The 22,593-nt window shown below is 65.7% G+C and carries 20 protein-coding genes; 8 read left to right on the forward strand and 12 right to left on the reverse strand.

Annotated elements, in window-relative coordinates; genetic code table 11:
• Nucleotides 1–86 precede the first annotated feature (86 nt).
• The 4 genes from BRAD285_RS21110 to BRAD285_RS21125 form a co-directional block, all read right to left on the reverse strand.
• Nucleotides 87–467, reverse strand: coding sequence for a hypothetical protein (locus BRAD285_RS21110; RefSeq protein WP_006613840.1), 381 nt, complete (start codon nt 465–467; stop codon nt 87–89).
• A gap of 101 nt (nt 468–568) precedes the next feature.
• Complete coding sequence (locus tag BRAD285_RS21115) at nt 569–1,447, reverse strand: transglutaminase family protein (RefSeq protein ID WP_006613839.1); 879 nt, start codon at nt 1,445–1,447, stop codon at nt 569–571.
• Entirely contained in the window at nt 1,444–3,981 is a 2,538-nt protein-coding gene (locus BRAD285_RS21120) for a circularly permuted type 2 ATP-grasp protein (protein ID WP_006613838.1), read from the reverse strand. Before BRAD285_RS21120 ends, BRAD285_RS21115 begins: the two co-directional genes overlap by 4 nt.
• 32 nt (nt 3,982–4,013) lie before the next feature.
• Complete coding sequence (locus BRAD285_RS21125) at nt 4,014–7,328, reverse strand: DUF2126 domain-containing protein (RefSeq protein ID WP_006613837.1); 3,315 nt, start codon at nt 7,326–7,328, stop codon at nt 4,014–4,016.
• Between the two features lie 435 nt (nt 7,329–7,763).
• Here BRAD285_RS21125 and BRAD285_RS21130 point away from each other — a divergent pair, with 435 nt between their 5' ends.
• On the forward strand, nt 7,764–7,961 hold the full coding sequence (locus tag BRAD285_RS21130) for a hypothetical protein (protein WP_006613836.1): 198 nt from the start codon (nt 7,764–7,766) through the stop codon (nt 7,959–7,961).
• Nucleotides 7,962–8,157: 196 nt separating this feature from the next.
• Here BRAD285_RS21130 and BRAD285_RS21135 read toward each other — a convergent pair whose 3' ends face one another.
• From BRAD285_RS21135 to hpaR, 4 genes are all read right to left on the reverse strand, one after another.
• Nucleotides 8,158–9,681: a UxaA family hydrolase gene (locus BRAD285_RS21135; protein WP_006613835.1), complete on the reverse strand. Its 1,524-nt coding sequence runs from the start codon at nt 9,679–9,681 to the stop codon at nt 8,158–8,160.
• A 107-nt stretch (nt 9,682–9,788) separates the two neighbouring features.
• Nucleotides 9,789–10,568, reverse strand: a complete 780-nt coding sequence (locus tag BRAD285_RS21140; protein WP_006613834.1) for an HpcH/HpaI aldolase/citrate lyase family protein — start codon at nt 10,566–10,568, stop codon at nt 9,789–9,791.
• Between the two features lie 120 nt (nt 10,569–10,688).
• Nucleotides 10,689–11,774, reverse strand: a complete 1,086-nt coding sequence (locus tag BRAD285_RS21145; protein ID WP_006613833.1) for a malate/lactate/ureidoglycolate dehydrogenase — start codon at nt 11,772–11,774, stop codon at nt 10,689–10,691.
• A 176-nt stretch (nt 11,775–11,950) separates the two neighbouring features.
• Nucleotides 11,951–12,466, reverse strand: coding sequence for a homoprotocatechuate degradation operon regulator HpaR (gene hpaR / locus BRAD285_RS21150; protein ID WP_006613832.1), 516 nt, complete (start codon nt 12,464–12,466; stop codon nt 11,951–11,953).
• 115 nt (nt 12,467–12,581) lie between these two features.
• On the opposite strand from hpaR, the gene hpaH reads away from it, so the two are divergent.
• Genes hpaH through BRAD285_RS21175 form a run of 5 tightly spaced genes read left to right on the forward strand, consistent with a single transcriptional unit; the run spans nt 12,582 to nt 17,889 of the window.
• Nucleotides 12,582–13,388, forward strand: a complete 807-nt coding sequence (gene hpaH, locus BRAD285_RS21155) for a 2-oxo-hept-4-ene-1,7-dioate hydratase (protein ID WP_006613831.1) — start codon at nt 12,582–12,584, stop codon at nt 13,386–13,388.
• Nucleotides 13,389–13,412: 24 nt separating this feature from the next.
• Nucleotides 13,413–13,805 (forward strand): 5-carboxymethyl-2-hydroxymuconate Delta-isomerase, encoded by a 393-nt coding sequence (locus BRAD285_RS21160; RefSeq protein WP_006613830.1) that lies wholly within the window; start codon nt 13,413–13,415, stop codon nt 13,803–13,805.
• A 15-nt stretch (nt 13,806–13,820) separates the two neighbouring features.
• A complete protein-coding gene (hpaE, locus tag BRAD285_RS21165) occupies nt 13,821–15,359 on the forward strand; it encodes a 5-carboxymethyl-2-hydroxymuconate semialdehyde dehydrogenase (RefSeq protein WP_006613829.1) in 1,539 nt (512 codons plus the stop codon).
• A gap of 12 nt (nt 15,360–15,371) precedes the next feature.
• Nucleotides 15,372–16,241, forward strand: coding sequence for a fumarylacetoacetate hydrolase family protein (locus BRAD285_RS21170; protein ID WP_006613828.1), 870 nt, complete (start codon nt 15,372–15,374; stop codon nt 16,239–16,241).
• A gap of 19 nt (nt 16,242–16,260) precedes the next feature.
• Complete coding sequence (locus BRAD285_RS21175; RefSeq protein WP_006613827.1) at nt 16,261–17,889, forward strand: thiamine pyrophosphate-dependent enzyme; 1,629 nt, start codon at nt 16,261–16,263, stop codon at nt 17,887–17,889.
• Here the strand turns inward: BRAD285_RS21175 and alkB are convergent, their stop codons facing one another.
• Both alkB and BRAD285_RS21185 read right to left on the reverse strand, forming a co-directional pair.
• Nucleotides 17,890–18,543 carry a DNA oxidative demethylase AlkB gene (gene alkB / locus BRAD285_RS21180; RefSeq protein ID WP_006613826.1) on the reverse strand — a complete coding sequence of 218 codons (654 nt, stop codon included), beginning with the start codon at nt 18,541–18,543 and terminating at the stop codon, nt 17,890–17,892.
• A gap of 3 nt (nt 18,544–18,546) precedes the next feature.
• Complete coding sequence (locus tag BRAD285_RS21185) at nt 18,547–19,290, reverse strand: 2OG-Fe(II) oxygenase (RefSeq protein WP_006613825.1); 744 nt, start codon at nt 19,288–19,290, stop codon at nt 18,547–18,549.
• 229 nt (nt 19,291–19,519) lie between these two features.
• Here BRAD285_RS21185 and BRAD285_RS21190 point away from each other — a divergent pair, with 229 nt between their 5' ends.
• Nucleotides 19,520–20,278, forward strand: a complete 759-nt coding sequence (locus BRAD285_RS21190; RefSeq protein WP_035647834.1) for a transglycosylase domain-containing protein — start codon at nt 19,520–19,522, stop codon at nt 20,276–20,278.
• A 15-nt stretch (nt 20,279–20,293) separates the two neighbouring features.
• Here the strand turns inward: BRAD285_RS21190 and BRAD285_RS21195 are convergent, their stop codons facing one another.
• Nucleotides 20,294–21,646, reverse strand: coding sequence for an amidase (locus BRAD285_RS21195; protein ID WP_006613823.1), 1,353 nt, complete (start codon nt 21,644–21,646; stop codon nt 20,294–20,296).
• A 6-nt stretch (nt 21,647–21,652) separates the two neighbouring features.
• Nucleotides 21,653–21,988 carry a hypothetical protein gene (locus BRAD285_RS21200; RefSeq protein WP_035647861.1) on the reverse strand — a complete coding sequence of 112 codons (336 nt, stop codon included), beginning with the start codon at nt 21,986–21,988 and terminating at the stop codon, nt 21,653–21,655.
• A 190-nt stretch (nt 21,989–22,178) separates the two neighbouring features.
• Here BRAD285_RS21200 and BRAD285_RS21205 point away from each other — a divergent pair, with 190 nt between their 5' ends.
• Nucleotides 22,179–22,592 carry a Zn-ribbon domain-containing OB-fold protein gene (locus tag BRAD285_RS21205; RefSeq protein WP_006613821.1) on the forward strand — a complete coding sequence of 138 codons (414 nt, stop codon included), beginning with the start codon at nt 22,179–22,181 and terminating at the stop codon, nt 22,590–22,592.
• Nucleotide 22,593 lies beyond the last annotated feature (1 nt).

Raw genomic sequence — 22,593 nt, forward strand, 5'->3', positions numbered from 1 at the left:
ACGGGGTGTTGGGCGCGCGCATTTCCAACTCACTGGAAACGGAAAACCCCCGCCTGCGCGAGGGTCTCCCTGACAACGGCGATCACTTACCGCCCATACACGACGGGCCCGCGTTGAACGATCAGCGGCGGCGGCAGATCGCGTTGCCAGACGCGGCCGTCGTCGAATTGGATGCGCATGCCGTCAGGCGAATACACCGCGCTTTCGTCGCGCGCATCGATCCACAGCCGGCTGTTCGGCGCATTCCAGTCCGGCCATGCCTGCAGCGACTCGCCGGTCTCGGTAGTCAGGTTCACGGAATCGCCGTTCTGGGTCACGAAAGCCGGCGCGCCGATCATGCCGTCGCGGCACATCTGGATGCAGCGGTAGGTGCCGGTGAGATTGGCGCTCGGCTGAGCGGAGGCGGAGCCGGCGACGCAGGCGCCGACCAGGCCAATGAGGATTGCAACACGCTTCATATCGATCACTCCATCGCTCGAAAGGGTCAACCAGCCCCCATTCGGGCCCCTCGGGCGGATCAAGTGCGATGCGGGAAAAATGTTCCCTGGTTCCCCAGCCGGGAACCGCCCTATTCGACCAGCACGACGTCGACGGCGACGCCGAGCTTCTGCTTCGGGGAGCCGACGATGATGCCGTCGATCGGCGACACATCCGAAAAGTCGCGGCCCATGCCGAGGATGATGTGATCATTGCCGACCACGAGATCATTGGTCGGATCGAAGCCGACCCATCCGAGGGCGTCGCCGCACCACAGCGACACCCAGGCATGCGTCGCATCCGCGCCCTGCAGCCGCGGCTGGCCCTCCGGCGGAATGGTCCGCAGATAGCCGCTGACATAGGCCGCCGGCAGACCGAGGCCGCGCAGCCCCGCGATCATGACATGCGCGAAGTCCTGGCAGACACCGTGGCGATTGTCGAACACCTCGGCGAGCGGCGTCGAAATCACCGTGGCCTTGGGATCGTATTTGAACTCCTTGCGGATGCGCCGCATCAGGTCGGCGGCAGCGGCCAAGATGCCGATGCCCGCCGTGAAGCTTTCCGCTGCGTAGTCCGTCACCGGCTTCAGCACCGGCACCAGCGCGCTGGCGAAGACGTAGCCGATCGGCGACGACGGGCCAAGGCTGGTGGCCTCGAACGCCGCGTCGCGTACACGCTCCCAGGCCATGCTCGGCGCATCGCGCTCCGGAGAGCTGCGCGACAGCTTCACCCGGGAACGCGAGTCGATGCGCAAATGGCGGTGCTGGGTATCGATCACGATGCTCTCGGTCAGCGTGCCGAAGAAATCGCGGCGCGCGGTGCGCTCCGACGGGCGCGGCCGGATATCGACACTGTGCGAGATCAGCTCCTGGCCGTCCCCGCTCAGAGGCTCCAGGCGGAGCGAGCAGCGCGCGAAACTGACCGCGCTTTCGTACTCGTAGGTGGTGACATGCCGGATGTCGTAGATCACGCCAGGCCCGTGAGCTTTTCCGGCCGCGTCGCATTCGGCCCGTGCGGGAAGTAATGCTGCCCGATCGCTTCCGACAGATTGAGCAGGTCCTGCTCCAGCCCGAACAGCGTGCGGCCGTCGAGATGCGCGGCCTCGGCCGCCGTCAGCCGTGCGCCCAGCGACACCGACAGCCGCTGCGGCCGCTCGATCAACCCGTTCTCCTTCAGGATCGGGAGACCCGCGATGTGCTCGTTCAAGGTCTCGATCTGGAAGGCGACCGAGCGCGGATTATAAAGGTCGAGCACGACGAGATCGCGGATCGGCGCCAGCGACGGACCGATCAGATAGCGCGAACGGTAGGTGATCTGGCAATCGACCAGGGTCAGCAGGACGTCGAGGTCCTCCGGCGTCGCCTCGTCATAGCCGAACTGGCGCGCAAAGCGCGCGGTGTTGATGGCGCGCTCGGCGCGGCGGCCCATGTCGAGGAAGCGCCAGCCGGCGGCGCGATTCATGTTCTCCTGGGCGAGCCCTGCAAAGCTCGCGAGCTTCTCCAGAATGAACTCGGCCGTGCTGACGACCGCGTCCTCATCCTCGGCCTCCTGCGCCAGCCGGCCCGGCATCTCGGTGATGACCTGCCAGGCATCGGGCGACAGCCGCTCGCGCAGCGAGGTGGCCGTGCGCTGGGCCGACCTCAGCAGCGACAACGCCGAGCCGAACTGCGCCTCGGATTGCAGCGCCTCGGCAGCCGCCTGCGCGCCCCGCATGCGCGAGGTCTGCGAGATCGCGCCCCATGCCAGCAACAGCCGCTGGATGCGCTCGGCGGTGTTGAGCTGCGCCGGCGAGTCCTTGCCGGGGTCGCGGTTCTGCGCGGCGAGCACGCGGATCAGCCGCAACGTCGCCTCGGCGCGTTCCAGATAGCGGCCGAGCCAGAACAGATTGTCGGCGGCACGGCTCGGCAGCACGCCGGCGATACGGCGGATGCGGACATTGTCGGAGCCGGGCAGCAGACTGCGTGTTGCCACCGCCTTGTCGCCGACCACCCAGACGTCGGCGGCGCGCGCGCCGTCACCCATCGAGATCGCGCGCGCGTCGAGCTTATCGGCGATGCGGCAGAAGCCGCCGGGCATCACGGTCCAGCCACCGTCCGGCGTCACGGCCGCGAACACGCGCAGCACGAAGGGGCGCGGCGCGATCCGGCCGCCTTCCCACACCGGCGTGGTCGACAGCCGCACCACCTCCTGGCCGACATAGTCGATGCCGCGCTGGCTGATCGCGGCGCGCAGGCGATCGCGCTCGGCCGCCGAGAGCTCGCTCGCCAGCACCGGGCCGTGGCTGGCGATGCCCGGCACCGCACGGCCATAGGCGCCCTCGATGGCAAAATCCTCGAGCCGCGACAGCACCTCGTCGCGCGCCGATTTCTGACCGCACCACCAGGTCGCGATATGCGGGATCTTGAGATCCTCGCCGAGCACGCGCCGCGCCAGGCTCGGCAGGAAGCCGAGCAGTGCGCGCGCCTCCAGTACGCCGGAGCCCGGCATGTTGGCGAGCACGACGCCGCCCTTGCGCACGACGTCCATCAGGCCGGCGACGCCGAGCCGCGAGGCGGCGTCGAGCTCCAGCGGATCGAGCGAGTTGGAATCGAGCCGCCGCAGCAGCACGTCGAGGCGCTTCAGCCCCGCCACGGTGCGGATGTGCACGCGATCGCCGCTGACGGCGAGATCATCGCCCTCCACCAGCAGGAAGCCGAGATAGCGCGCCAGCGTGGCGTGTTCGAAATAGGTCTCGCTGAAGGTGCCCGGCGTCAGCACGCCGATGCGCGGCTCGTCGCGATCCGCGCTGGCGCGCAGCGCATCGCGGAAGGTCTCGAAGAACGGCGCGAGCCGCTCGGCATTCATCGACTTGTAGATCGAGGAGAACGCGCGCGACAGCACCAGCCGGTTTTCGAGCGCATAGCCCATGCCCGATGGCGCCTGCGTGCGATCGCTCAGCACCCACCAGCGGCCGTCGGGCCCGCGTCCGATGTCGGCAGCGTAGATGCTGAGGAAGCGGCCGCCCGGCGGCTTGATGCCGCAAACCGGGCGCAGATATTCGCTGGAGCCGGCGACGGCGGCTGCGGGCAGCGCGCCGCTCGCGATCAGCCGCCCTTCGCCGTAGATGTCCTGCAGCACGCGCTCCAGGAGCTCGGCGCGCTGCGCGATGCCCTGGGACAGCTGCGCCCACTCGGCCTCGTCGATCAGCAGCGGCAGATGGCTCAGCGGCCACGAGCGCTCGGCGTTGTCACCGGGCGATCGATAGGTGACTCCCGCCTCACGCAGGTGCCGGTCGGCCGAGGCAAAGCGGCGCTCGATGTCGGTCGGCGCCAGTGCGGCAAAGGTATCGGCGAAGCGCGTCCAGACCGGACGCGGCTGGCCGTCAGCCCCGATGAATTCGTCGGGAATGCCGGGCAGTTGGGCATAATCACGGGCCCATTGGGCGGCGCGGCGCAGCTGAGGGCGCGCCGCCGGCCGACCGGCGGCGGGTGTCGCTCCCTGGTCCTGGCCGCTCGGGCCGTCCATGCCCTGCTCCTCCGCACAAACTTAGGGCTCAATCAATGCCGGAGCGGCCTGCGCAAGTCGAGGGTCATGGGGAATTCATTTGTGCGTTCTTCCGGCGGCAGCGCGATTCGTCCTGGAGTGTGGCCGTGATCCTGGAATCGCGCGAGCCGCCGCGCCTCCGCCTCATAGGAGTTGATCGGCTTGGTGTCGTAGTTGCGGCCGCCGGGATGGGCGACGTGATAGACGCAGCCGCCGAGCGAGCGGCCATTCCAGGTGTCGATCAGGTCGAAGGTCAGCGGCGAATGCACGGGAATGGTGGGGTGCAGGCCGGACGCCGGCTGCCACGCCTTGAAACGAACCGCCGCGACCGCCTCGGCGGAGCGGCCGGTCGGGGTCATCGGCATTCTCCTACCATTGCAGGTGATGAGATGGCGGCCCTCGATGAAGCCTTCAGCCTTCACTTGAAGTCGTTCGACCGAGCTATCGACGTAGCGCACGGTGCCGCCGGCCGCGCCCTCCTCGCCCAGCACGTGCCAGGGCTCCAGCGCCTGCCGCAGTTCGAGCGTCACGCCGCCATGCTGCACGCGCCCGAATGTCGGAAAACGGAACTCGAGCTGCGCCTGATACCACTCCGGCGAGAAGTTGTAGCCGGACGAGCGCAGCTCATCCAGCACATCAAGAAAGTCTTCCCAGATGAAGTGCGGCAACATGAAGCGGTCGTGCAGCGCCGTGCCCCAGCGCACGAACCTGCCCTCCTGCGGCTCGCGCCACAGCTTGGCGATCAGCGCGCGGATCAGCAGTTGTTGCGCCAGCGACATGCGCGGATCGGGCGGCATTTCGAGCGCGCGGAATTCGACCAGACCGAGACGCCCGGTCGGTCCTTCCGGCGAATACAGCTTGTCGATGCAGATCTCAGAGCGATGCGTGTTGCCGGTGATGTCGACCAGGAGATGCCTGAACAGGCGATCGACCAGCCACAACGGCACGCTCTGCCCCGCAGCGGGCACATTGGCGAGCGCGATCTCCAACTCATAGAGACTGTCATGGCGCGCCTCGTCGATGCGCGGCGCCTGGCTGGTCGGCCCGATGAACATGCCGGAGAACAAATAAGACAGTGCCGGGTGGCGCTGCCAATACAGCACGAGGCTCTTGAGCAGATCCGGCCGGCGCAGGAACGGCGAATCCGGCGGCGACGAACCGCCGACCACGACATGATTGCCGCCGCCGGTGCCGGTGTGACGGCCGTCGATCAGGAAGCGGTTGGCGCCGAGCCGCGTCTTCGCCGCGTCCTCATAGAGTCCGAAGGTGATGTCGACCGCCTCGCGCCAGCTCTGAGCAGGCTGGATGTTGACCTCGATGACACCAGGATCGGGCGTCACCTTGATGACGTCGATGCGCGGATCGAACGGCGGCGCATAACCTTCGACATGAACCTTGATCTGCATCGCCTCGGCCGTTGCCTCGACGGTCGCAATCAGCTCCAAATAATCCTCGATGGTCTCCACCGGCGGCATGAAGACGCAGAGAATGCCGTCGCGGATTTCCACCGACATGGCGGTGCGCACGCCGAGCCCGCCCCAATACTGATACTGAACGTCCTGCTGCGGCTGCGGCGGCCGATCGAGCGCCTTCAGCGGTGGCACTTGCGGGACGATCACAGGGCGGCCTTGCGTGTAGGCCGGCAGCGGGCCGCGCTGCTCCATCGGGTCCTGCTCGTGAATATACGGGAAATCTTCCGGCGGAATGTAGACCAGCGAATTGATCGGCAGCCGCAGGCCCAGCGGCGAGTCGCCCGGAATCAGGAACAACCGCTTGCGCCGAAGGCCCCAGCGCTCGCTGCGCCAGCGCGCAGGTTTCGCATTCCAGCGCTGGATCGGCAGCACGAAGCCGCGCGGAATATGCAGCCCCTCGTCGAACACACGCGCCATGCGTGCGCGCTCCTCGGGATCAGCCAGCTTGGAGTCGATTGCGTCGACGTTCTCCGGCAGCGCCGCTTCCTTCTGCAACCAATGCGCGGGATCCTCGAACGCCGGCAGCACGTAGTCGGGCTCGAGGCCGAGCGTCTGCGCCGTCGTATCGAGAAATCGCTCGGCATCCGCGATGGTGGCCATGCGCGGGCCATCGACGCTGGCGATCAGGTCGGGATTGCGCCAGATCGGCTCGCCATCCTTGCGCCAGTACAATCCGAACGCCCAGCGCGGCAGGCTTTCGCCCGGATACCACTTGCCCTGGCCATAATGCAGCAGACCGCCGGGCGCGAACCGCGATCGCAGACGCCTGATCAGGCTGTCCGCCAGCCCGCGCTTGGCCGGGCCGACTGCGGCCGTATTCCACTCGGCGGATTCCATGTCGTCGATCGACACGAAGGTCGGCTCGCCGCCCATCGTCAGCCGGACATCATGAGCGGCGAGATCTGCATCGACGGCTTCGCCGAGCCGGTCGAGCCTGTCCCAGGATTCGTCGGAGAAAGGTCGCGTGATCCGCGGCGCTTCGCGGATCCGCTTCACGTTCATCTCGAAGGCGAACTCGACCTCGGCAACTCCGGCGCTGCCGCTGATCGGCGCGGCCGAGTGATAGTGAGGAGTCGCAGCGACCGGAATATGTCCCTCGCCGGCGAGCATGCCCGACGTCACATCGAAGCCGATCCACCCAGCACCGGGCAGATAGACTTCGGCCCAGGCATGCAGATCGGTGAAATCGCTCTCCACCTCCACCGGCCCTTCGACCGGATCGATATCAGGACGAAGCTGTATCAAATAGCCGGAGACGAACCGGGCGGCGAGCCCGAGATGACGCAGCGTCTGGATCAGCAGCCAGGCCGAGTCGCGACAGGAGCCGGCGGCGGAAGACAGCGTCTCCTCCGGCGTCTGAACGCCAGGCTCCATACGAATGATATAACGAATCTTTTTCTGCAACTGTGCATTGAGATCGACGAGGTAGTTGACCGTGTTGTCGGCCTCGCGCGGGATCGACTTCAAGTAGGCTGCGAACTTTGGACCGGGCTCGATCGTTTCGAGATAGGGCGCGAGTTCCGTTTTCAGGCCCTCCGGGTAGGCGAAGGGAAAGCTGTCCGCGTAAGGCTCGACGAAGAAATCGAACGGATTGATCACGGTCATCTGTGCCGTGAAATCCACCTCGATTTTCAGTTCGTTCACCTTCTCGGGAAAAACATAGCGCGCGAGCCAGTTACCTTGCGGGTCCTGCTGCCAGTTCACGAAATGGTTCGGAGGAGTGACCTGGAGCGAATAGCTCAGCACAGGGGTCCTGGTATGTGGTGCCGGGCGCAGACGGATGGTCTGCGGGCCCAATCCGACCGGACGATCATACTTATAATGAGTGACGTGATGTAATGCGACGTAGATTGACACGTGGGTTCACCGCTCCAGCAACTTTTTTGAGCAGAACATTGCCGTGCTCAGGGATCAAGCACTAACAAAGGGCAGAGCTGCCTATTGAACCGTCCTGAACCCGAAAGCTGGCGTTTCGGCCACTTTCGATCTCCCTGACCGCGCTCATGTGTCCGAACTGCACGCACCGGTGGCTTTTGCGGCGAGACCATGACCAGCTCAGGCGTCCTAACAAGAACGAGAGCAGAACAAACAACCCCTCGCCCCCCTGTTCCATCGGAGTTGTCCACAGGGACGCCCCGAATGCGGTCACGGAAGATTGACCACGCTGCAATAGCAGGGATTAACCCCGAAATGTGAACTAACAAGAACTAATAGCGTTGCATTCGCCGCAATCGCTTGATAGCTCGACTACACGTGCTATCTAGGACGCCCATTGCCAAAAGGAGAATCACGTTGGCCAAGACAGCTAAGAAGGCAGCTACCAAGAAGTTGGCGCGCAAACCGTACACCGCCGCCGACATCAAGCTGCTGAAGCAGCACTCGAAGTCGAAGACCCCGGTTGCCAAGATCGCCAAGGCGATGAAGCGGACGGAAGGCTCGCTGCGTCAGAAGGCCCTGGCGCTCGGCATCGGCCTCGGCCACCAGCGGTAATTTATTCGGCGCCGCTGTCGCGCGCGCGTCAGCGCGGCCAGCCCGGGTCCGTGTGCCGAGGCGGCGCTATCAGCCTGTCATCTGATCTCAGTTGCGATCGAGTCTCAGCTATGCGGCAGATCCCAGCTGCGATCAGATGCCGGTCGAGAAACAACCGGCAATCCTCTTCCACAGCTGAATAGCTGGCCCCTCCCGACTACATCGTCGCGCCGAGCACCCAGGGCGCGAACTCGGCCCCGCCGAAATCGAAGCTCTCGCTCTTGGTCGGCTGCCCTGACGCCGTCTTCAGCATCAATTCGAAGATCCGCTGGCCGCATTCCTGCACGCTCTCCTCGCCATCGAGGATGGTGCCGCAATTGACGTCCATGTCGTCTTCCATCCGCTTGAACATCGGCGTGTTGGTCGCCAGCTTGATGGATGGCGCCGGCTTGCAGCCGAACACACTGCCACGCCCGGTGGTAAAGCAGACGAGATTGGCCCCGCCGGCCACCTGCCCGGTCGCAGCGACGGGATCGTAGCCGGGCGTGTCCATGAACACGAAGCCCTTCTTGGTGACGGCCTCGGCATAATGCAGCACATCCACCAGATTGGTGCTGCCGGCCTTGGCCATTGCGCCGAGCGACTTCTCCAGAATGGTGGTGAGGCCGCCGGCCTTGTTGCCCGGGCTCGGATTGGCGTTCATCTCCGCGCCTTCACGCGCTGTATACTCTTCCCACCAGCGCATCAGCGACACCAGCTTCTCGCCGACTTCGCGACTGACCGCGCGGCGCGTCAGCAGATGCTCGGCACCGTAGGTCTCAGGGGTCTCCGACAGAATCACCGTGCCACCATGTCGCACCAGCAGATCACTGGCGGCGCCGAGCGCTGGATTGGCCGAGATGCCCGAGTAACCGTCCGAGCCGCCACATTGCAGAGCGACCGTCAGTTCGCTTGCGGGGACCGTCTCGCGGCGGACCTTGTTCGCATCCGCAAGCGCTTCCTTGACGAACGCAATGCCCGCCTCGACAGTCTTGCGGGTGCCGCCGACCTCCTGGATGTCCATGGCACGCAGGCGGCCAGCGAGCTTCTGCTCCTCCATCAGGCCGCCGATCTGATTGGCCTCGCAGCCGAGGCCGAGCACGATCACCGCAGAGAAGTTCACGTGACGCGCGTAGCCGCCGAGGGTTCGCCGCAACAGCTTTAACGGCTCATCCATCGTCATGCCGCAGCCGGTCTTGTGCGTCAGGGCGACAACGCCGTCGACATTGGGGTAGTCGGCGAGCGGATTGTCGCCGGTGAACGGATTCCTCTTGAAGACATCGGCAACCAGGCTCGCGACATGGGCACTGCAGTTCACCGAAGTCAGAAGCCCGATGTAGTTGCGGGTCGCGACGCGGCCGTCGGGGCGGCGAATGCCCTCGAACGTCGCGGGAAGATCGAAATTCGGCGTCGGCTTGACGTCGACGCCATAGGCGTAGTCCTTGGCGAAATCGCCCATGCCGCAGTTCTGTGTATGAACATGCTGGCCCGGCGCGATCGGCGCGGTCGCGAAGCCGATGATCTGGCCGTAACGGCGGATCGGCTCACCCTGCGCAATCGGACGCACTGCGACTTTATGCCCCGCCGGAATGCGGTCGGCCGTGATCACCCCATCAGCCAGCGCGAGCCCGGGCGGCAGGCTCGCCCGCGCGATCAGGACGCTATCCTCGGGATGAAGCCGGATGACGGGGGCGGGAGCCATGGCAGTCTCTCTCGTTTGAATAGATCGCTCGCGTAGACATGCGCTGACAGCGAGTGCGAATAGCGGTGGAGTGCCCCCTATTCGCTACTCCCTATCAGCAATTCGCCTCAGGCCTTGCCGCCGGAGTCCTTGCGCGTCTGGGCGACCTGCTGGCGGGCATAGACCTGCATCAGGCCGACCTCGTTCGACAAGGTCACCAGCTTGAAGCCCATGTTGATGGCCCGCACCGCGCCCTCGGCCCCACTGCAATGGATGCCGGGATTGAGGCCGCGCTTGCCGCACTCCTTCACGATCTTCTCATAGATCTTGAGGATCTCCGGCTCGTCGCGATCGAGCTTCGGCACGAGGCCGTAGGAGAAGCCGAGGTCGGAGGGTCCGATATAGACGCCGTCGATGCCCTCGACGTCGAGGATGGCTTCCATGTTCTCGACCGCCGTCCTGGTCTCCATCATCGGCAGCAGCACGATCTCGTCATTGGCCGTCTTCTGGTACTCACCCGCGCTGCCATACATGCCGGAGCGGATCGGGCCGTTGGAGCGCACGCCCTTCGGCGGATACTTCGAATAGGACACGAGATTGCGGGCTTCCTGCGGCGTATTGACCATTGGGCAGATCACGCCATAGGCGCCGCCGTCGAGCACCTTGCCGATGATGCCGGGCTCGTTCCACGGCACGCGCACCATCGGCGTCACCGGATGAGCGTGCATTGCCTGGAAACACTGCACCATGGACAGATAGTCCTGCACGCCATGCTGCATATCCACGGTGACGCTGTCGAAGCCGCACTGCGCCACGACCTCCGCGGAAAACCCCGAGGGGATCGCGAGCCAGGCATTCACCACCGTCTTGCCTTCGGCCCAGAGCTGCTTGACTTTATTATTCGCCACGACTGCGTTTCCTTCCCTTGTTGTTCGATTGACGTTGTTGAACTCGTTCTCGCCGATGCGCGAGTACGATGCAATCCTGCTCACCCCGGATACTTCGCGCCACCGGCAGTCACACTGACATCACGATGTCGCCCGCTGAATGCTCGCTTCGCTGACACCCACTTCGCGGGCCGTGCTCACGATCGCTGCCCAGGTATCATCCGGCAACGGCACGCCATTGGCGGTCCGATCAGCCCGCGTCTTGCGCTCGACGTCGCCCGGCACCAGCACCTGATCAACGCCCGCCACGGGCTTCGTCCCGCGGATGAAATCCGTATAGCGGGTGATCTCGCCGTCGAAGAAGCTGGCAGGATCGACCACCTTCGGGTCGATGTAGATCGCCAGCATGCCATTGGCGAAGCGCCGGCCGGACGAGGTCGCGCCTGTGCCGGTCAGCGCACCGCCAAGCAATTCGCAAATGAAGGCGAGGCCCGAGCCCTTGTGCTCGCCGAAGGCGCGGATCGCTCCCGTTCCCTTGGTGTGGTCGCGCGGACCTTCCGCCTCGTAGGGCCCGTAAAGCACGGAGGGATCCTCGCTCAGCGTCCCGTCGGCATCGATCAGCGCACCCTTGGGCAGCTTCTTGCCGCCACGGCTCGCCACCAGCACCTTGCCTTCGGCAACGATGGAAGTCGCGAAATCGAGCACGATCGGATCCTGGCCCTGCCGGGGGATGCCGACACAATAAGGCGCAGTGGAGAACCGCTTCTCGACGCCGCCATAGGGCGCCACCAGCAGCGAGCCGGCAGCGGTGACGAAATGGATCGAGACGAGCCCTTCGGCGGCGGCCATTTCTGCCCAGTCCCCGACGCGACCGAGATGGCCGGAATTCCGCAGCGCCAGCGCGGCCAGGCCGCTCCTCTTGCAGCGCTCGATGCCGATCTTCACCGCCTGCGGTGTCACCGTCTGGCCGTAGCCGAATTTGCCATCGACCACCACCAGCGAAGGCGTATCCACCACGATGTCAGCGGTCTGATTGGGAACGATCGAGCCCATCTTCTGCCAGCGGATGTAGACGGGGACGCGGATCACGCCATGGCTGTCATGCCCGGTGAGATTCGCCGTTGTGAGGTAGGTGGCAATCCGGCGCGCCTCCTCCGGCGAGGAGTGAGCATGTTCGAAGACGTCGGCGACGAAATCGATGAGGCGCGCAACCTTGATTGTGACCATGACAACTCGCGGGTTCGATCAGCATGCAAAGCAGAGTTAGCATGGATTGCCATGCCTGCGACGCACGCCCTCTCCGCTCGACTGCATCGCTTCTTATCAAACTGTTGAAGTGACTGCCAAGCACGAGGACTGTTCGGGGGCGAGATTGCGCGATGCTTGCTTCCTTCGGCACGGCGTCAGTCATCGCCCCCAGCATCGGTCTCGCCACCGCCGCCGATGCTCTGCTCGAGTTCGCCCAGCATTTTGTGCAGCGCGGCAAGCTTGCGTGCGCCATAGCGCCGGGCAATCGTGGCGTAGATCGCCTCGGAATTCGGCGCAACCTGCGCAATCAGTTTCAAGCCCTTGGTCGAAATCGACAACACGCCTCTCCGCATGTCGCGCGCATCCACCTCGCGCTGAACGAGGCCACGCGCCTCCAGATCGCGCAGAATGCGCGACAGGCTGGGACCGAGCAGGAAGGCGACGCGCGCCAGCTCCGTCACCTCGATCGCATCGACAGCCGCCAGCGCACGCAGGATGCGCCATTGCTGCTCCGTCAATCCATGCGCGCGTAGATTCGGCCGGAACTGCCGCATGACCGCCTCGCGCGCCCGCAGCAGCGCCATCGGGAGCGATTGCGAGAAGTCGCGCATCGGCACCTTGCGGGCCTCCTTGGCCGGCGGCCTTACGCCCCTTGGCTTGCTCTCGCTCATCTCACGATCCCACCGCCCGTTATTTGCACTGCAACAACAACCGTTTCGATTTGCCGGCCAAAACTTAACATGTTAATCAACTGCCGCCATCTGTTTCCTGCAGGGAATACGCCTCATGCCGCTGTCGAGCGACCAGATTCACAGCTGCGCGCTGCGCCTTGATCAGGCCGAGAAGTCTCGCCGCCAGATTCGTCAGCTGTCGCAGGAGCATCCGGACATCACGATTGCCGATGCCTATGCGATCCAGAAGGCCTGGATCGACATCAAGGTGGCCGAGGGACGCATCATCAAGGGACACAAGATCGGGCTGACGTCGAAGGCGATGCAGAGCGCGCTTGCTATCGACGAGCCGGATTCCGGCGTGCTGCTGGACGACATGTTCTTCGCAGACGGCGGGATCGTGCCGTCCGACCGGTTCATCGCCACGCGGATCGAGGCCGAGCTGGCCTTCGTCATGAAGCATCGTCTCGCAGGGCCGGACTGCACGCTGTTCGACGTACTCAACGCGACCGACTTCGTCGTGCCAGCGCTGGAAATTCTCGACACCAGGATCGAGCGCGTCGATCCCCAGACCAAGGCAACGCGCAAGATCTTCGATACGATCGCGGACAACGCTGCCAATGCGGGTATCGTGGTCGGCGGCCGGCCATTGCGACCTGTTGATACCGATCTGCGCTGGGTCGGCGCCCTCTGCTATAAGAACGGCCAGCTCGAAGAGACCGGGCTGGCTGCCGGCGTGTTGAACAATCCCGCCACCGCCGTGGCGTGGCTCGCCAACAAGATCGCCGCGCATGGGCTAGCCTTGGAGCCAGGCCAGGTCGTCCTCGCGGGCTCCTTCATTCGGCCGATCGAGGCGCGCAAGGGCGATACGATCCAAGCCGACTACGGTCCCTATGGGACGGTGAGCTGTTACTTCGCCTGACGCCTGGACCGGAGCGATTGCACCATGCCGCATTTCAGCATCGAATACTCAGCCAATCTTGACGCCCGCGTCGACGTGGCCGCGGTCTGTGAGATCGTCCGCAAGGCGGCGAGCGAGACCGGGATCTTCCCGATCGGCGGCATCCGGGTCCGTGCCCTCCGCTGCGAGCACTACGCCATCGCCGACGGCAAGGCCGACTACGGTTTTCTCGCCATGCTGCTGCGGCTCGGCGAAGGACGCGACCTGCCGGCGCGGCAGAAGGCCGGCGAATACGTCTTCAAAGCGCTCTCTGACTACCTCGATCCGGTGTTCGCGAGCAGCAAGTTCGCGCTGTCCTTCGACATGCAGATCAACGACGCGGCGACCAGCTGGAAACGCAACAACATCCACGACGCCCTGAAAGCCAAAACGCCCTGAAAGCGGAGGCATCCCATGGATAAGGCCACTCCCAAAGCCGACATCTACAAGGCCAATCTCGATCGCGCTGCCCCCCTGCTCGCGAAACTCAAGGACGAAGGCATCGGCCATTTCATCGACGGCAAGGTGGTGCCGGCGATTTCGGGCGCGACGTTCGAGACGAAGTCGCCGATCGACAATGCCGTACTGGCCACGGTGGCGCGCGGCAATGCCGAGGATATCGACCGCGCCGCGACCTCGGCGGCGCTGGCGTTCAAATCCTGGCGCGACATGGCGCCGGCGCTGAGGCGCAAGCTCTTGCATCGCGTGGCCGACGCGATCGAGGAGCACGCCGACGACATCGCCGTGCTCGAATGCATCGACACCGGACAGGCCTATCGCTTCATGGCCAAGGCCGCGATCCGCGCCGCCGAGAATTTCCGTTTCTTCGCCGACAAATGCACCGAGGCGCGCGACGGCCTGAGCACGCCGAGCGAGGAGCACTGGAACATCTCGACCCGGGTGCCGATCGGCCCGGTCGGCGTGATCACGCCGTGGAACACGCCGTTCATGCTGTCGACCTGGAAGATCGCGCCCGCGCTCGCCGCCGGCTGTACGGTCGTGCACAAGCCGGCGGAGTGGTCGCCGATCACGGCGCAATGGCTGGCGAAGCTCGCCAAGGACGCCGGCATTCCCGACGGCGTGCTCAACACGGTTCATGGCTTCGGCGAGGAGGCCGGCAAGGCGCTGACCGAGCATCCCGCGATCAAGGCGATCGGCTTCGTCGGCGAGAGCGCGACGGGCTCCGCGATCATGGCGCAGGGCGCACCGACCCTGAAGCGCGTGCATTTCGAGCTCGGCGGCAAGAACCCGGTCATCGTGTTCGACGATGCCGATCTCGACCGCGCGCTCGATGCGGTCGTATTCATGATCTACTCGCTCAACGGCGAGCGCTGTACCTCCTCGAGCCGCCTGCTGGTGCAGCAGAGCATCGCCGAGACCTTCACGGCCAAGCTCGCCGCGCGCGTGCGCGCATTGAAGGTCGGCCACCCGCTCGACCCCGCCACCGAGATCGGGCCGCTGATCCATGAGCGACATCTCGCCAAGGTCTGCTCCTATGCCGAGATCGCACAGCAGGACGGCGCGATCATCGCCGTCGGCGGCAAGCCGTTCGCGGGTCCGGGCGGCGGCCATTATGTCGAGCCGACGCTCATCACCGGCGCGAGCCAGACCATGCGCGTCGCGCAGGAAGAGGTGTTCGGCCCGTTCCTCACCGTGATCCCGTTCGCCGACGAAGCCGACGCGATCGCGATCGCCAACGACGTGCAGTATGGCCTCACCGGCTACGTCTGGACCGGCGACATGGGCCGCGCGCTGCGCGTCGCCGACGCGCTCGAGGCCGGCATGATCTGGTTGAACTCGGAGAACGTCCGCCATCTGCCGACGCCGTTCGGCGGCATGAAGGCGTCGGGCATCGGCCGCGACGGCGGCGACTATTCGTTCGACTTCTACATGGAGACCAAGCACGTCTCGCTCGCGCGCGGCACCCACAAGATCCAGCGGCTCGGCGTGTAAGGAGAAATGCCCATGACATCCCCTCGCCTCGCCACCTATTCCGCCAATGGCTCCGATCGTTACGGGCTCGTGACCGACAAGGGCCTCGTCGATCTCTCGGCGCGCTTCGGCAATGACTATCCGACCTTGCGCGAGGTGATCGCCGCGGGTGCCCTGCCCCGGCTGATCGATGCTGCCGCCGGCTTGTCGCCGGATCATGGTCTCGATGCCATCACCTTGCAGCCGCCGATCCCCTCGCCCGAGAAGATCATCTGCATCGGGGTCAACTATCCCGACCGCAATGCCGAGTACAAGGACGGTCAGGACGCGCCGAAATATCCGTCGATGTTCATGCGCACGCCGCGCTCCTTCGTCGGCCACGAGACGCCGCTGGTGCGCCCGCGCGCCTCGCCGCAGCTCGACTACGAGGGCGAGTTGGTGCTGATCATCGGCAAGGCCGGCCGCCACATCCCGGAGGCCCAGGCGCTGGATCACATCGCCGCGCTGACCTTGTGCAACGAAGGCACGATCCGCGACTGGGTCCGGCACGCCAAGTTCAACGTCACGCAGGGCAAGAACTTCGACTCCACCGGCAGCCTCGGGCCCTGGATCGTGCCCTACACCAGCGAGAGCCAGATCGCCGATATCCGGCTGACCACGCACGTCAATGGCGAGCTGCGGCAGGACGACCGCACCTCGCGGCTGATCTTCGGCTTCCGCTACCTCATCAACTACATCTCCACTTTCACCACGCTTCAGCCCGGTGACGTGATCGTGACGGGCACGCCGACCGGCGCCGGTGCGCGGTTCGATCCGCCGCGCTATCTCAAGCCCGGCGATGTCATCGAAGTCGCGGCCGAAGGCGTCGGCATCCTGCGCAATGGCGTCGTCGACGAAGCCTGATAAGAAACGGAAACTGATCATGACCACATTGACCGGCGGCGAAGCCATTGTCAGCGGGCTCGTTGCTCACGGCGTCGACACCGTGTTCGGCCTGCCCGGCGCGCAGGTCTACGGCCTGTTCGACGCCTTCCATCAGGCGCAGCTGAAGGTCGTCGGTGCGCGGCACGAGCAGGCCTGCGGCTACATGGCGTTCGGCTATGCGCGGGCCAGCGGCAAGCCCGGCGTGTTCAGCGTCGTCCCCGGCCCCGGCGTGCTCAACGCCGGCGCGGCGCTGCTGACCGCGTTCGGCTGCAACGAGCCGGTGCTATGCCTCACCGGCCAGGTGCCGACGGATTATCTCGGCCGCGGCCGCGGCCATCTGCACGAGATGCCGGACCAGCTCGCCACCTTGCGCACCTTCGTCAAATGGGCCGAGCGCATCGAATATCCCGACAGCGCGCCGACGCTGGTCTCGCGCGCGTTCCAGGAGATGCTGTCGGGACGGCGCGGGCCGACCGCGCTGGAAATGCCGTGGGATGTGTTCACGCAGAAGGCCGAGACATCAGCGGCGAGGCCGCTGCTGCCATTCACGCCGCCGCAGCCCGATCCCGACCGCATCGCCAAGGCCGCCGCGCTGATCGCGGGCGCCAAAGCGCCGATGATCTTCGTCGGCTCCGGCGCGATCGAGGCACGCGAGGAGATCCTCGAACTCGCCGAGATGATCGACGCGCCGGTCGTCGCGTTCCGTTCGGGGCGCGGCATCGTCTCCAATGCGCATGAGCTCGGGCTTACCATGGCCGCGGCCTACAAGCTGTGGCCGACCACCGATCTGATGATCGGCATCGGCACTCGCATGGAGCTGCCGACGACCTTCCGCTGGCCGTTCAAGCCGGACGGCTTGAAGTCGATCCGCATCGACATCGATCCCGCCGAGATGCGGCGCCTGATCGTCGATGCCGGCATCGTCGCCGACGCCAAGGCCGGCACGGCCGCGCTCTCGGCGGCGGTCAGCAAGGCGGGCACCCGCAAGACCTCCGGCCGTCGCGCGGCCATTCGCGAGGCGACCGCGGCGACCTTGCAGGAGATCCAGAAGGTGCAGCCGCAGATGGCCTATCTGAACGTGCTGCGCGAGGTGCTGCCGCATGACGCCATCGTTACCGATGAACTATCACAGGTCGGCTTCGCCTCCTGGTACGGCTTCCCGGTCTACGAACCGCGCACCTTCATCACCTCAGGCTATCAGGGCACGCTGGGTGCCGGCTTCCCGACCGCGCTCGGCGCCAAGGTCGCGCATCCCGACAAGCCGGTGGTGGCGATCACCGGCGATGGCGGCTTCATGTTCGCGGTGCAGGAGCTGGCGACCGCCGTGCAATACAACATCGGCGTGGTCACCCTGGTGTTCAACAACAACGCCTACGGCAATGTCCGGCGCGACCAGCGCGAGCGCTTCGACGGCCGCGTCGTCGCCTCCGATCTGGTCAATCCGGATTTCGTCAAGCTCGCGGAATCGTTCGGTGTCGCGGCCAGCCGGGTCACCGCGCCGGATCAGTTCAAGGCGGCGCTGGAGACCGCGCTCGCGCATGGCGGGCCCTATCTGATCGATATCGAAGTGCCGCGCGACTCCGAGGTCTCGCCGTGGGCCTTCATCCATCCGGCCAAGCCGGCCTGATCAGCGCGCGCGACGAAAGGTCAGGTTGATACGCTGGCGGCCGAGCAGCGCATGCTCGCCGTCGGCCAGCGCCGCGACGCCGTGAAAAGCGAGCCGCGCCGGCCCGCCCCAGACGACGACATCGCCGTGCACGAGACGATAGCGTTGCGTCTTGTCGGTTCGCTTGAAGCCGCCGAACAGAAAGGTCGCCGGCAGGCCGAGCGACACCGAGACGATCGGCGCGCCGACGTCCCGCTCGTCGCGATCCTGGTGCAGCGACATCTTGGCGCCGGGCTCGTAGCGGTTGATCAGGCAGGCATCTGGCGCGAAGCCCGCAAAGCCGGCCTCGCGCGCGGCCGTCTCGGCGAGTTCGCGAAACAGCACCGGCATCGCCGGCCAGGGCTGCCCGCTCTGCGGATCGATCGGATCGTAGCGGTAGCCGCCGCGATCGGTCACCCAGCCGACCGGACCGCAATTGGTCATCGCCACCGACATCTGATGACCGCCGGGAGTCACCATCCGGCGGAACGGCGCCTGCGCGGTAATGGCATCGATGGCGGCGAGAAGCTCCGCCTGCTGCGGCCGCGCGAAGCCGCGCAGCAGCACAGCGCCCGGCGCGAGCACTTCGCGCGCCGGACCTGCCGCCTCCAGGCCGTCGAACAGATCTGCCGTCATGCCCTACTTCGCATCGTGAAAGATCACTCCCAGCGTATGCCGCCGGCCGGCGCGGAGTCGGCTGACGCCGTGGCGCATGTTGACCCGGTAGCTGCCGCGCGTGCCTTGGACAGGTCGATGATGAACAGCGAACACGACGGCATCGCCTTGCCGCAGCGGCACCACCTCCGCGCGCGACTGCATCCGCGGCCGCTGCTCGGTCAGCACGAACTCGCCGCCCTCGAAATCGCGCCCCGGCTCGGACAGCAGAATCGCGACCTGCAGCGGAAACACGTGCTCGCCATAGAGATCCTGGTGCAGGCAATTGTAGTCGCCTTCGTCATATTGCAACAGCAGCGGCGTCGGCCGCGTCTGGCCTGCATCGTGGCAGCGGACGAGGAAGTCGGCATGCTCATCAGGATAACGGACATCGATGCCCATGGTCGCGTTCCAGCGATTGGCGATCGCGACCAGTTGGGCATAAAGCCGCGGCCGCAGCTCCGCGATCGGACCCGGCAGCGGATAGCTGAAATATTTGTACTCGCCGCGCCCGAACCCATGCCGCGCCATCACCACGCGGCTGCGGAAGTAGCTGTCGTCCGAATAACGCGCGGCAAGCGCGCGACAAGTGTCCGGCAAGACGAGCTGCGGCAACACGGCGCAGCCGCCGGTATCGAGGTCACGTTCAACCATCGGCCAGTCGATTGCATCGATCCCGTTCGCTGCGAGAGGATCGCTAATGGGCACTGCATGCTTGAGTCTGGCCATTCAATCCATCCCAGCTGTCATTCCGGGGCGGCGCGGAGCGACGAGCCCGGAATCCATACGCACGATCGTGGTTATGGATTCCGGGCCTGCGCGCAAGGGCGCGCATCCCGGAATGACGAGGATGCGACAGAATGGGGAGCGATGGCCACCCGTTTCCTGGCGCTCTGCATGATCGTGCTGGGACGCCCTGATGAACCGAAATGCTTCGGGTGGAACCTATCTTCTGACGATGCAACATCCCGGCACACACCGCGTCTTCATCCTGCTCGGCAAGTCGATCCTGGCCGTGCTCTCGCTCACTATCGCGCTGCTGCTCTATGCCGAAGCCTACACGATATGGTACGCCGAGTATCATCTTGGCGTTCCCACCGAAGCCGAGATCGCAGCGCTTCCTGCGACTGGCCATCTTTGTCCGCTCGAGGCAGGATCGCCCTACGTCGCGCTGGCCGACATGCCCCTGCTGCTGCGCCAGGCCGTCATCGCGTCGGCTGGCGCCGACTTTCAGACGCGGCCCAATCTCGTTCTGCCGGCGATGGCGGCAGCCATTGTCAAAGGTGACGGACGGCCCGATACGAGGATCACGTTTGCGGTCACCCGCCATTGCCTGCATGCCTTGGCTCCAGACTGTTGCCGCGGCCTGGATTGGCACATCGGAAGCACGGTCTTCATGGGCCGTCTGGAACGAACCTTGTCGCGCGAGCGTATCCTGGACGCGTACCTGAACGACAGCTATCTCGGCCGCAACGCCTATGGTGTCGCAGCCGCGGCAACCGCACATTTCGGCAAGCCTCTGGCAGACCTCGATATCGGCGAGGTCGCCCTGCTTATCGCGCGTTTCCAGACGCCAAGGCCCTCCGAACGCGACAGCGAGCGACGCAGTTACATCCTCGACAGAATGCTGTCAGCCGGCCTCATCGACGAGGCACAGGCGACCGCTGCCAAGGCGGCACCACTGTCCTTGATCGCTGCCCCGCCCCGCAATCCCTGATCGCTTGCTGCCGCCTCACCCCCGCACCACGCCCTCGACGCCCGCCGCGATCTCCAGCAGCTTGCGGTCGTGGCCGCCGGATTGCGCCAGCATCAGGCCGACCGGGACCTCGCCGTGGCGATGGGCCGGCAGCGAGATGGCGCAGCCGTCGATCATGTTGATGAAGGTGCAGTTGCGCAGCGCGCGGATGTTCTCGCGGGCGAAGGCGGCGTCGTCGGCGAGATCGGCGATGGCAGGCGGCGCGTTGGCGGTGGTCGGCATCACCAGCGCATCGTAGGGCGCGATGCGCGCGGCGGCGCGCTTCACCAGGGAGCGGCGGGCGTTCAGCATCTCGATGTAGTCCGGCACCGTGATCGCCTCGCCGCGCGCGATGCGCACGGAGACGCGCGGGTCGTAGACGTCGCCCTTGGCCGTCAGCAGGAAGCGGTGCCAGGCATAGCTCTCGGCCGCGGCGAAGCCGCCCTTCATGCCGATGATGCCGACGTCGAGAAACTCGGGGAATTCGATGCGCTCGATCAGCGCGCCCTGCCGTGCCAGCGTGTCCAACGCGCGCTCGAACGTCTCGGTGATCACCGCATCGAGCTCATCGAGCACGACCGTGGTCGGCACCGCGAGCCGCAGGCCCTTCACAGGGCGCGCGACCAGCGGCCGGATCGGCTCATCGGCGAGCACCGAATCCAGCACCGCGCAGCACCCCACCGTGTTGGCGAGCGGGCCAAAGCTGTCGAGCGTCGTCGACAGCGGCACGCCGCCGTCGAGCGGCACGCGCGACTGCGTCGGCTTGTAGCCGACGATGCCGTTGAACGCCGCGGGGATGCGGCAGGAGCCGCCGGTGTCGGTGCCGAGCGCGCCATAGGCCATGCGGTCGACAACCGAGACCGCGGCGCCCGACGACGAGCCGCCGGGCACGTAGCCGATGTCACGCTTCCAGGCGCTCTTCGGCGTACCGTAATGCGGATTGATGCCGATGCCGGAATAGGCGAACTCGGTCATGTTGGTGCGGCCGATCACGACGAAGCCCGCCTTGCGCAGCCGCGCCACCGCCGGCGCGTCGGCGTCGGCCGGCGCCGAATCCTCCAGCGCGCGCGAGCCGGCGCGGGTCACCTGGCCCTTGATGTCGAACAGGTCCTTGATCGAGACGGGAATGCCGGCATAGGGCGACGGCGCGGCATTGGCCTTGCGCAGCGCGTCCATGCCGTCGGCGGCCGCGAGCGCCGCGTCCTTGTCGACGTGGATGAAGGCGCGCTGTCCCTCGCCGGCGGGATCGGCGATGCGGACAAGACAGTCCTCGACCAGCTTGCGCGAGGTCGTGCGTCCCGCGGCGAGATCGTCGGCGAGCGCGGCGAGGGTCGGATTGGCAGCGGTCATGGCATCCTAACTTGCGTCTAGATTTGGGTCAGCGGTATCAGCCGAAATGTCGAGATCGAGCAGCGCGGAACTCAGCGATTTGCCGTGCGCATCCAGCGCCAGCGAGCGGGTCACCCCGCCGCCGAGCGCCCGGCTCATCACGAAGTTCAGCGCAGCGATGTTGGGCAGCTCATAGCGGACCACCTCTCCCTGGACAATGCCGGTAAAGTGCGCCCTGACCCGCTCCGCCGTCACCTCTGCGAGCAGCAGCGGATAGTGCTTCGGGTCATAGGCGATGACCGAGATGTTCGAGGTGTCCCCTTTGTCGCCGGTCCTGGAATGGGCGATATCACGCAGCTTCATCTCGGCTCCGATCATGTGATCACATCAAAGACCAATTTTCATCGGGCGGCAATTGCCACCACGGCACCTCTGCACCATCAGGAGGGCCGCATGCGCGGCGCGATGGACCGTTGACGCCCCCTCGCCAAATGGCGCATCAAACCAACAAAGCAGCGGGCGACGGAGCCCGCCTCACGGGAGGATCACCGGGATGGCCGAGCCGATGCGCGCACGCCCCAAGCCGACGCCGGAGACGCAGCATTTCTGGGACGGCACCCGCGCCGGCGAGTTGCGCCTGCAGCGCTGCGACGCCTGCGCGCACGTGTATTTTCCACCGCGCCCGTTCTGTCCGTCCTGCGCGAGCCGCAAGGTCAGCATCTTCAAGGCTTCAGGCAAGGGCACGCTCTACAGCTACGTCATCAATCATCGCCCGGCGGCGCCCGGCTTCACGCCGCCCTACGCGATTGCCGTCGTCGCGCTGGAGGAAGGCCCGCGGATGATGAGCAACATCACCGGCTGCCCGCAGACACCCGAGGCGCTGGAGCTCGACATGCCGCTTGAAGTCACCTTCGAGACGCTCGACGAGAAGATCACCCTGCCCCTGTTCCGTCCAGCGAAGGGCTGAG

The sequence above is a fragment of the Bradyrhizobium sp. ORS 285 genome, assembly GCF_900176205.1.
Classification (GTDB): Bacteria; Pseudomonadota; Alphaproteobacteria; order Rhizobiales; family Xanthobacteraceae; genus Bradyrhizobium.

Excerpts from the sequence above, each read along its gene's own strand:
- BRAD285_RS21170 (WP_006613828.1), top strand. The coding sequence starts at position 15,372 with ATGACATCCCCTCGCCTCGCCACCTATTCCGCCAATGGCTCCGATCGT.
- BRAD285_RS21160 (WP_006613830.1), top strand. The coding sequence starts at position 13,413 with ATGCCGCATTTCAGCATCGAATACTCAGCCAATCTTGACGCCCGCGTC.
- BRAD285_RS21120 (WP_006613838.1), bottom strand. The coding sequence starts at position 3,981 with ATGGACGGCCCGAGCGGCCAGGACCAGGGAGCGACACCCGCCGCCGGT.
- BRAD285_RS21135 (WP_006613835.1), bottom strand. The coding sequence starts at position 9,681 with ATGGCTCCCGCCCCCGTCATCCGGCTTCATCCCGAGGATAGCGTCCTG.
- BRAD285_RS21185 (WP_006613825.1), bottom strand. The coding sequence starts at position 19,290 with ATGGCCAGACTCAAGCATGCAGTGCCCATTAGCGATCCTCTCGCAGCG.
- BRAD285_RS21195 (WP_006613823.1), bottom strand. The coding sequence starts at position 21,646 with ATGACCGCTGCCAATCCGACCCTCGCCGCGCTCGCCGACGATCTCGCC.
- hpaH (WP_006613831.1), top strand. The coding sequence starts at position 12,582 with ATGCCGCTGTCGAGCGACCAGATTCACAGCTGCGCGCTGCGCCTTGAT.
- BRAD285_RS21145 (WP_006613833.1), bottom strand. The coding sequence starts at position 11,774 with ATGGTCACAATCAAGGTTGCGCGCCTCATCGATTTCGTCGCCGACGTC.
- alkB (WP_006613826.1), bottom strand. The coding sequence starts at position 18,543 with ATGACGGCAGATCTGTTCGACGGCCTGGAGGCGGCAGGTCCGGCGCGC.
- hpaE (WP_006613829.1), top strand. The coding sequence starts at position 13,821 with ATGGATAAGGCCACTCCCAAAGCCGACATCTACAAGGCCAATCTCGAT.
- hpaR (WP_006613832.1), bottom strand. The coding sequence starts at position 12,466 with ATGAGCGAGAGCAAGCCAAGGGGCGTAAGGCCGCCGGCCAAGGAGGCC.
- BRAD285_RS21175 (WP_006613827.1), top strand. The coding sequence starts at position 16,261 with ATGACCACATTGACCGGCGGCGAAGCCATTGTCAGCGGGCTCGTTGCT.
- BRAD285_RS21190 (WP_035647834.1), top strand. The coding sequence starts at position 19,520 with ATGCAACATCCCGGCACACACCGCGTCTTCATCCTGCTCGGCAAGTCG.
- BRAD285_RS21205 (WP_006613821.1), top strand. The coding sequence starts at position 22,179 with ATGGCCGAGCCGATGCGCGCACGCCCCAAGCCGACGCCGGAGACGCAG.
- BRAD285_RS21200 (WP_035647861.1), bottom strand. The coding sequence starts at position 21,988 with ATGAAGCTGCGTGATATCGCCCATTCCAGGACCGGCGACAAAGGGGAC.